The sequence below is a fragment of the Streptomyces sp. NPDC058470 genome (assembly GCF_042721055.1).
Lineage (GTDB): Bacteria > Actinomycetota > Actinomycetes > Streptomycetales > Streptomycetaceae > Streptomyces.
Genome location: NZ_JBHXMF010000037.1, coordinates 86,327 through 95,133, shown reverse-complemented (window position 1 = coordinate 95,133; position 8,807 = coordinate 86,327). Strand labels below are relative to the sequence as shown.

Sequence of the window (8,807 nt, the reverse complement as noted above, 5' to 3'; positions counted from 1 at the left end):
GCACGCGGCCCTCACCGAATTCGCCGAGCGGCGCGGTGACTTCGCGATCGTCGCGGCCGCCGTGGACCTGGACGTCGACGAAGGCGCCGTACGCGGCGGCCGGGTGGCGCTCGGCGGAGTGGCGGCCGCGGTGGTGCGGGTGCCTGAGGCAGAAGCCGTCCTGGCCGGCGGCGGCTCCTTCGACGACTGCGCGTCCGCGGCCGCGGCGGCTGTCCAGCCTCCCGCCGACGCGTCCGCCAGTACGCACTACCGCAAAGAACTCGTCCGGACACTGGTCCGGCGCGCCTGTGAGGAGGCGATGGCCCGATGAGCCGGAAAAAGCTGGTGGGTACGTCGGTGGCACGCCGCGAGGATCCGCGGTTGCTGTCCGGGCGCGGCCGGTTCGTCGACGACATCGCACTGCCCGGCATGCTGCACGCCCAGTTCGTACGCAGCACGGTCGCCCACGGTGAGATCGCCTCGGTCGACCTCTCGGCGGTACGCGAAGTCCCTGGCGTCGTGGCCGCGTTCACGGCGGACGACCTGGAGCTGGGCGACATCACCGCCCAACTCGGGCGCCCCCTCACGGAGTTCGTCCCCACGGCGATGCCCGTCCTCGCCCGCGACAAGGTCCGCTACGTGGGCGAGCCCCTCGCCATCGTCGTGGCCCGGGACGCCTACGCCGTGGAGGACGGACTGGAGGCGGCCCGCGTCACCTACACGACGCTGCCGCCGGTCGTCTCCGAGGAGGTGGCGCTCGCGCCCGGCGCTCCGCTCGTCCATGCCGAAGCCGTCGACAACACCCTCGTCGACGTCTCCCTCTTCGCGACGGACGGCATCGACGAGATCTTCGCGTCCGCGCCCTACGTCGTCCATGTCGAGACCAGAACGGGCCGGCAGAACGCGCTGCCGCTGGAGACCCGCGGCGCCGTGGCGCACTGGGACGACCGCGAGGAACAGCTCGTCCTGCACACCTGTACCCAAATCCCGCACCAGGTGAGGACGGTGGCCGCCCGCAGCCTGCGGCTCGACGAGCGCGCGGTGCGGGTCGTGGTGCCCGACATGGGCGGCGGCTTCGGCCAGAAGTGCGTCGTCGGACGCGAGGAGATCGCGGCCGCCGCCGCCGCACTGCGCCTGCGCCGTCCCGTCAAGTGGATCGAGGACCGTAAGGACGCCCTGTCCGCGTCCTTCCTCGCCCGCGAACAGCACTACCAGGTGCGCGCCGCCTTCGACGCGGACGGCAGGATCCTCGGCCTCGACGCGGACGTGGTCTGCGACATGGGCGCCTACTCCTGCTACCCCTTCACCGCCGGCATCGAGCCGCTGATGGCATCCGCCGAGATGCCCGGCGTCTACAAAGTGCCCGCCTACCGGGTGCGCGGCCGGGCCATCACCACCAACAAGGCACCCACCGGGCCCTACCGGGGAGTGAGCCGCCCGCAGTACGTGATGGTCGTCGAGCGGCTATTCGAACGCGCCGCGCGTGAACTCGGCCTGGACGCGGTCGAGATCCGCCGCCGCAACGTCATCACCGACTTCCCCTACACGGGCGTCAACAACATCACCTACGACCCCGGTTCCTATCTGGAGTCGCTGAACCTCTGCGAGCAACTCGTCAAGGACGAGGGCTGGTACGGGAAGCAGGCCGCGGCGAGGGCCGAGGGCCGGCACATCGGTATCGGCTACTCGTGCTTCAGCGAGCGCACCGGATACGGCTCCACCGCCTTCGCCCAGCGCAAGATGCAGGTGGTGCCCGGATTCGACATCTCCGAGGTGCGGATGGACACCAGCGGCGCGGTGACCGTCACCACCGGCACCATGAGCCACGGACAGAGCCACGAGACGACGATGGCGCAGATCGTCGCCGATGAACTCGGCCTCGACATCGCCAAGGTGAGGCTCCATCAGGGCGACACCGACCGCATCACCTACGGCTTCGGCACCTTTGCCAGCCGCTCCATCACCATCGGTGGCAGCGCCGTACGCCTCGCTGCCAAGAAGCTCGGCGAGAAGCTGCGCGCCATCGCGGCGGCCCGCTGGGACATCGACCCGGACGACGTGGAGCTGACGGACGGTGTCGCCCGTCGCCGGGACGAGCCCTCCGTCGCCCTCACCTACGAGGAGATCGCCGACATCGCCTACCTCCGGGCGCACCTGCTGCCCAAGGACATCGAACCGGGTCTGATGGCCGCCGCCACCTTCGACGTGTTCAACGACGGCACCTTCTCCAACGCGACCCACGGCGTCGTCGTCGAACTGCACGAAGGCACCGGACAGGTGGAGATCCTGCGGTACGTGTGCGTGGAGGACTGCGGCGTCGCCATCAACCCGCAGGTCGTCGAGGGACAGTGCCGGGGCGGCATCGCGCAGGGCATCGCGGGCGCGCTGTTCGAGCAGGTGACGTACGACGACCAGGGCGAACCGTCGGCGACCAGCTTCATGGACTACAAGGTGCCCACCGCCCACGAGATCCCCGACGTACTGATCCACCACCTGGAGACGCCCTCCGCGTTCACCGAGACCGGTGCGAAGGGCGCCGGCGAGGGCGGCACCATCGGGGCCCCCGCCGCCGTCCTCAACGCCGTCAACGACGCCCTGCGCGTCACCGGCGTCGAACTCGACAACACCCCCATCACCCCGGAGACCGTGCATCGCGCCCTGCACCTGGAGGCCACCTCATGACCGAGGAAACAGCCCTGAGCGAGCGGGAGTTGCAGCTCCTCGTTCTCGACGTCAACGGCGAGCAGCACGAGGTGATCACCGAGCCGCGCCGCACTCTCGTCGACGTACTCCGGCACGAGCTGCGGCTGACCGGTACGCATGTCGGCTGCGAGCACGGCATCTGCGGCGCCTGCACCGTGCTGGTCGACGACCGGCCCGTACGCGCCTGCCTGATGTTTGCCGCCCAGGCCGAGGGCGCCCGGATCCGTACGGTCGAGTCCCTTTCGGACGGAACCGAACTCGGTGATCTGCAGCGGGCGTTCAGTGAGCACCACGGCTTGCAGTGCGGGTTCTGCTCGCCCGGCTTCCTGATGCTCGCCGAGGGGTTCCTCGCCGAGCGGCCGGAGGCGACCAAGGACGAGATCCGTGAGGTCGTCGCCGCCAACCTGTGCCGGTGCACCGGCTACCAGACCATCGTCGAGGCGATCGACGGGTGCGCGACGGCTCGGCGCGGGGCCTGCGCGAACCTCTGTGACAGCAAGGAGAAGTGACGTATGCAGCTGACCAACACGGTTCCGGTCAAGGCCTCGCCGGACGAGGTCTTCGCCCTGATGAACGACGTCGAAAGGGTCGCCTCCTGCATGCCGGGCGCCGCGCTCGACGGGCAGGACGGCGACGTCTGGCAGGGCAGGGTCAAGATCAAGGTCGGACCGATCAGCGCCGCTTACGCGGGCACGGTCCGGTTCCTGGAGGTCGACGCCGAGCGACGGCGACTGCGGGTCCACGCCCGCGGAGCCGACACCCACGGCAACGGCGACGCGGAGGCCGAGGTCGCACTCGATGTGGTGGCGGCGCCCGAGGGCGCGCTGCTCCAGCTCTCCACGGACCTGGTGATCCGCGGCAAGATCGCCCAGTTCGGCAAGGGCGCGATCGCCGCGGTGTCGGACCGGATCCTGCAGCAGTTCGCGCAGAATCTGGGCAGCCTGCTGGACGCGGACCGGGCCGGGGGAGCGGCTGCTTCCCCACACGTGGGTGCCAACTCCCCGCGGGTGGGTGTCACCTCTGCCCCCGCCTCGCAGGCCGCCCTCGCGGAGGAGTCCGAACTCGACGGCCTGGCCCTGCTGCTCGGTCCCGCGGCAGCCAAGTACGGCCTGGTCGCAGGGGCGTTCGCGGTCGGCCTCTTCGAGGGCTGGCTGCTGGGCAGGCTCACCGCCCAGGCCCGGGAACTGCGGGCCCTGCGGAGGTCGTCATGAGCACCGCGCGGTACGGGCAGGAGACGGAACACACCTACGCGCGTGCCGGATTCGGCGCCCCCGTGCGTCGTGGCAGCCGGCCCGCGATCGTCGTGGTCGACCTCACGCGCGGCTTCACCGAGGAGGCCTTCCCGTCGGGCGCGGACCTGACCGATGTCGTCGGCGCCACGGGCGAGCTGATCGAGGCGGCACGTCCGGCCGGAGTGCCGGTCGTGTTCACCACGATCGCCTACACACCGGCCGAGGCGGCCGGTGACGCCGTCGTCTGGCTGCACAAGGCGCCGGGCATGCGGTCCCTCGTCGAAGGCAGCGAGGAGGTCAGGGTCGATCCCCGGCTGCCGCGCGAACCGCAGGACCACCTGATCGTGAAGAAGGGCGCCTCAGCCTTCTTCGGCACCTCGCTGGCCGCCCTGCTGACCGGCCTCGGCCGGGACACGGTGCTGGTGTGCGGGGCGACGACGAGCGGCTGCGTACGGGCGACGGCCGTGGACGCCGTGCAGTCCGGGTTCTCGGTGCTGGTGCCCGGCGAGTGCGTCGGCGACCGGGCATCCGGCCCGCACGAGGCCAACCTCTTCGACATCCAGGCCAAGTACGGCGACGTGATCGGCCTCAAGGATGCCGTCGCCTATCTCGACGGCCTGCCGAGGAGCGCCCCGTGACCCCACCGCCCGAGGACCCCATGACTTCCGCTCCACCCGCCCGTTGCCTGCCGCAGTCCGCGCTCGCCGATCTGGCCGACGTGCCCGCAACGAGTCGCTGGGTGCGCTCGGGCGGCACACGTCTGCACATCCTGGACTACGGCGGCCCGGGCGTCCCGCTCGTCGTGCTCCCCGGCATCACCGGCCCGGCGATCACGATGGACTTCGTGGCACGTGAACTCACCGACCTGGTACGGCCGTTGGTCGTCGACGTACGCGGGCGAGGGCTGTCCGACGCGGGAGGTTCGTACAGCCTTGAGGAGTACGCCGAGGACACCGAAGCCGTCATCACGGGGCTCGGACTCGACCGGCCCCTCCTCTTCGGACACTCGATGGGCGCGCGCATCGCGGCCGTGACCGCCGTCCGGTGCAAGGTCGCCGTGCGCGGCACGGTGCTGGGGGACCCACCGATGAGCGGTCCGGGGCGCGGGCCCTACCCCACCACGCTGGACGCCTTCCTGGGCCAGCTCGCGCAGGCGGTGCGTGGCACGGACGCGGATGAGGTGGCACAGGCGTGGCCGCGCTGGCCGCGCCCGGAGCAGGCACTGCGGGCGCGCTGGCTGGCCAGCTGCGCGCAGGACGCCGTCGTGGCCACCCACCGCGGCTTCGAGACCGAGGACTTCTTCCAGTGGTGGCCCTCGGTACCGGGCCCTACGGCCCTGCTGTACGGCGCGGACAGCCCCGTCGTCACCGCCAAGGGCGCGCAGGAGGCGGCCCGGCTGCACCCCTCGGCCGTGTTCCGCAAGATCCCGGACGCCGGCCACATGCTGTTCTGGGACAACCCTCCCGTCGCACTCGCCGAGCTGAGGGAGGCACTGCGCCCGATGCTGACCTGACAGCCGTCCATGGCCCCCGTTTCCGGACCGCCCCGGTCCGGGTGCCGAACCAGGCAAAGGCCGTGCTTAAGTGGCTGCATGGCTGACGAAACCGCTACCCCGACCTCCACCACGCCCAGGCCTCCCGTCGCGCTGACGGCCGCGCCCGGTTATCAGGTCCGGCGCCTCTACCAGGCGTACCTGGCGATCTGGATCCGCGCGGTGGACCCGACACTCACGGGCCCGCAGTTCGCGGTGCTGCAGACCGTGGAGTCGGCACCGGGCCACGATCAGCGGTCGCTGGCATCGGCGGTGGCCCTGGACACGTCGACGATGGCGGACGTCGCCAGGCGGCTGGAGACCCGAGGCCTGATCGTACGCAAGACGGCCGCCGCGGACGGCCGCCGCAAGCTGCTCTATCTGACCGAGGAGGGCCGGCAGACCCTCCTCGGCGCGAACACCCGGGCGCGCCAGCTCGACCAGCGACTCCTGGAGCCGTTCGGAGCCGAGCGGCGCGAAGAAATCATGCACCTGCTCACCTCCCTCGCCGATCACTGGGAGGGACTGACCGAGAACTCGTAACCCGCTCGCTGCGGGCACGCCACGGGTTCTGGGTCGCCACCGTACGGACACCAGATATCCGGAGGATGCCATGACCGACCACCACATCGGCCTGATCGTGCCCAGCTCGAACCTGACCATGGAGACGGAGCTTCCGCGCATGCTGCGGGACCGTGAATCCGTACGTCCCGAGGACCGGTTCGTCTTCCACAGCAGCCGAATGCGCATGCAGCACGTCACGCCCGAGCAACTGCGTGCCATGAACGCGCAGACCGGGCGCGCGGCTCTGGAACTCGCCGATGCCCGCCCCGACGTGGTGGCCACGGCCTGTCTCGTGGCGATCATGGCGCAGGGACCGGGGTTCCACTGCACCGCGGAGGACGAGATCACCGCCGTACTCCGCGACCAGGGTGCACAGGCGCCCGTGATCTCCAGCGCCGGGGCCCTGCTCGACGGCATCAGGACCCTGGGGGCACGGCGGGTCGCGATCATCACCCCGTACATGAAGCCGTTGACCCGCGTTGTCGCCGACTACATCGAGGACGCGGGCACCGAGGTGGTGGACGCGCTGAGCCTGGAGGTGCCGGACAACCTGGCGGTGGCTCGCCTCGACCCCGCCGACCTGCGCGATCACTGGCGGCGCCTCGACCTCTCCCGGGCCGACGCCCTTGTCCTGTCCGCATGTGTCCAGATGCCGTCGCTCCCCTCGATCCAGCCGGTGGAGGACGCGGCGGGCCTGCCGGTGCTCTCCGCGGCCACCGCCACGGCATACCGCATCCTTGCCGCACTGGGCCTGCCCACTTTCGTGCCCGGCGCCGGCAGCCTGCTGAGCGGTCGCGTCCCCAGCTCCGCCACGGCCTGAACCCATGAGGGACATCTTGGAGACCCTCGACGGCTGGTGCGCGACAGGCACCCGGTTTGCCGTCGCAAGCGTCGTCGCCACCTGGTCCTCGTCCCCGAAGCAGCCAGGCGCGGCGATGGCCGTGTCCGAGAGCGGGGAGGTGGCGGGGAGTGTGTCGGGCGGTTGCGTGGAGGCCGCTGTCTACGAGCTGGCGCGCCAGGCCCTGGAGGCCGGGGAGGCGGTCACGCAGACATTCGGCGTCGCCGACGACGACGCGTTCGCGGCGGGTCTGACCTGCGGGGGCACGCTGGAGATCTTCGTACGTCCCGTCGCGGAGGGCCAGTTCGCCCCGTGGTCGGCCCTGGCCGCTGCGGTCCGGGAGGGCCGTGCGGCGGCGATGGCGACGGTGCTGTCCGGTGCGTCGGCGGGAGCATGTCTGCTCGTGCAGGAGGACGGCACGGTGACCGGCTCACTGGGAGAACGTGACCTGGACGCGCAGGCACTCCTGCGGATGCGACCGCTCAGCCCGTCAGGCCTGCTGGGGGAGTCGTGCCCGGGCGGTGGATGGGCCGCGTCGGCCGATGATGCAAACGGGCACGGGCACGGGCCCGGCAGCGCGGACGGCGGGGGAGCCACGTACAGCCGAGTGATGAGCGCGGACAGCGCCGAGATCGGCGACCTTCCGGCAACGGGCTTCCTGGACAAGGGAGTTACGCGGGAGAGGCTGCCGGACGGGACCCGTCTCTTCCTCGAATCCTTCACGGAGCCCCCGCGCCTGCTGATCTTCGGTGCGATCGACCACGCCGGAGCACTGGCACGACTCGGCACCTTTCTGGGGTATCGAGTCACGGTGTGCGACGCACGGCCTGTCTTTGCCACGCCTGCCCGATTCCCGGATGCACACGAGGTCGTGGTCGACTGGCCGCACCGGTGGCTGAGCGGTACGAGGGTCGACGGGCGTACCGTCATCTGTGTTCTCACCCACGACCCGAAGTTCGACATCCCCCTGCTGGAGGTCGCGCTGCACACGGACGCCGGTTACATCGGAGCCATGGGCAGCAGGCGCACACACGAGGACCGGCTGCGGCGCCTCCGCGAGGCGGGCGTCGACGAGAGGGCTCTGGCGCGGCTGCGCTCACCGATAGGGCTCGACCTGGGCGGACGCACCCCGGAGGAAACCGCCGTGTCCATCGCGGCGGAGATCATCGCGCTGCGCGAGGGCGGCACAGGGCGGAGCCTGACCGAGACCCTCGCTCCGATTCACGCACTCCGGGCCTCGGCTTCCCTGATCGCCCAGCGGCTGTGAGGCGAGCTCGCGCCGTACGCGGTGCTCCGGAGAGCGTGCCCGGGACCGCGAGGAGATCCGTTCAGGCAACCCTTGACGGAGAGGCTCCACCGGGAGATAGTCAGCATCCGGACTAATTTTCCGGCGCGGCGGAGGCGGACGGATCGCGACCAGCCGCATCCGGCAGTGTGTCCGGCGAACCGCTCGGAAACCGCACAACGTCGTGACCGGCCCGGTTCATATCGACACCGTGCGCGCGGTCGACGGGCGACCGCCATCGCGGGTGCCGGCCCCCATCCCTCCGGCCGACGTACCCCATTCCACCCCAGCCTCGGGACACCCCCCTGATGAGGCCTCCCACCGCACCGTCAACTCAGCAGGACATGACGAGAATCGTCTCGAGTAGAACGGATGTCTCCGATATGCAGCACGGTGGAAAGGCCCCCGCGCGGGCTGACGTCGCCCGGCAGACGGGAACATCCGGCGCCCTGGTGAGCTACGTGATCAATGAAGGGGCACGCCCGGCCACTCCCGCGACAGGTGACCGTGTCCGTGCGGCCCCGGTCCTCGCCGACTCCGCCCAGGCTGTCGAGGACACGTTATGAGGGACCCGGCGCCGAGCCGACGGCGCTGGTGAAGGCGGTCACACCCCTCGCCGGCTGACGCTTCCCGACACCCTGCCGTCCGGCAGGAGGCAGGCGAACCGTCCGCGGC

General features: G+C 70.8%; 8 protein-coding genes and 1 pseudogene. All 9 read left to right on the top strand.

The window, feature by feature from the left end; genetic code table 11:
* Positions 1-310: pseudogene (locus tag ACFWP7_RS26160) on the top strand (xanthine dehydrogenase family protein subunit M); the annotation flags it as partial.
* On the top strand, positions 307-2,661 hold the full coding sequence (locus tag ACFWP7_RS26155; protein ID WP_384385491.1) for a xanthine dehydrogenase family protein molybdopterin-binding subunit: 2,355 nt from the start codon (positions 307-309) through the stop codon (positions 2,659-2,661). The pseudogene ACFWP7_RS26160 and the gene ACFWP7_RS26155, both read left to right, overlap by 4 nt.
* Positions 2,658-3,191 carry a (2Fe-2S)-binding protein gene (locus tag ACFWP7_RS26150; protein ID WP_384385486.1) on the top strand — a complete coding sequence of 178 codons (534 nt, stop codon included), beginning with the start codon at positions 2,658-2,660 and terminating at the stop codon, positions 3,189-3,191. The genes ACFWP7_RS26155 and ACFWP7_RS26150 overlap by 4 nt, the downstream gene beginning before the upstream one ends.
* Before the next feature lie 3 nt (positions 3,192-3,194).
* Positions 3,195-3,893, top strand: a complete 699-nt coding sequence (locus ACFWP7_RS26145; RefSeq protein WP_384385483.1) for an SRPBCC family protein — start codon at positions 3,195-3,197, stop codon at positions 3,891-3,893.
* Positions 3,890-4,552: an isochorismatase family protein gene (locus ACFWP7_RS26140; protein WP_384385480.1), complete on the top strand. Its 663-nt coding sequence runs from the start codon at positions 3,890-3,892 to the stop codon at positions 4,550-4,552. Before ACFWP7_RS26145 ends, ACFWP7_RS26140 begins: the two co-directional genes overlap by 4 nt.
* Before the next feature lie 20 nt (positions 4,553-4,572).
* Entirely contained in the window at positions 4,573-5,427 is an 855-nt protein-coding gene (locus ACFWP7_RS26135; RefSeq protein WP_384385511.1) for an alpha/beta fold hydrolase, read from the top strand.
* Between the two features lie 78 nt (positions 5,428-5,505).
* Positions 5,506-5,988: a MarR family winged helix-turn-helix transcriptional regulator gene (locus ACFWP7_RS26130; RefSeq protein WP_384385477.1), complete on the top strand. Its 483-nt coding sequence runs from the start codon at positions 5,506-5,508 to the stop codon at positions 5,986-5,988.
* Positions 5,989-6,058: 70 nt separating this feature from the next.
* A complete protein-coding gene (locus ACFWP7_RS26125; protein ID WP_384385474.1) occupies positions 6,059-6,829 on the top strand; it encodes an aspartate/glutamate racemase family protein in 771 nt (256 codons plus the stop codon).
* A 4-nt stretch (positions 6,830-6,833) separates the two neighbouring features.
* Positions 6,834-8,114 (top strand): XdhC family protein, encoded by a 1,281-nt coding sequence (locus ACFWP7_RS26120; protein ID WP_384385472.1) that lies wholly within the window; start codon positions 6,834-6,836, stop codon positions 8,112-8,114.
* The last annotated feature ends 693 nt before the right edge of the window (positions 8,115-8,807 follow it).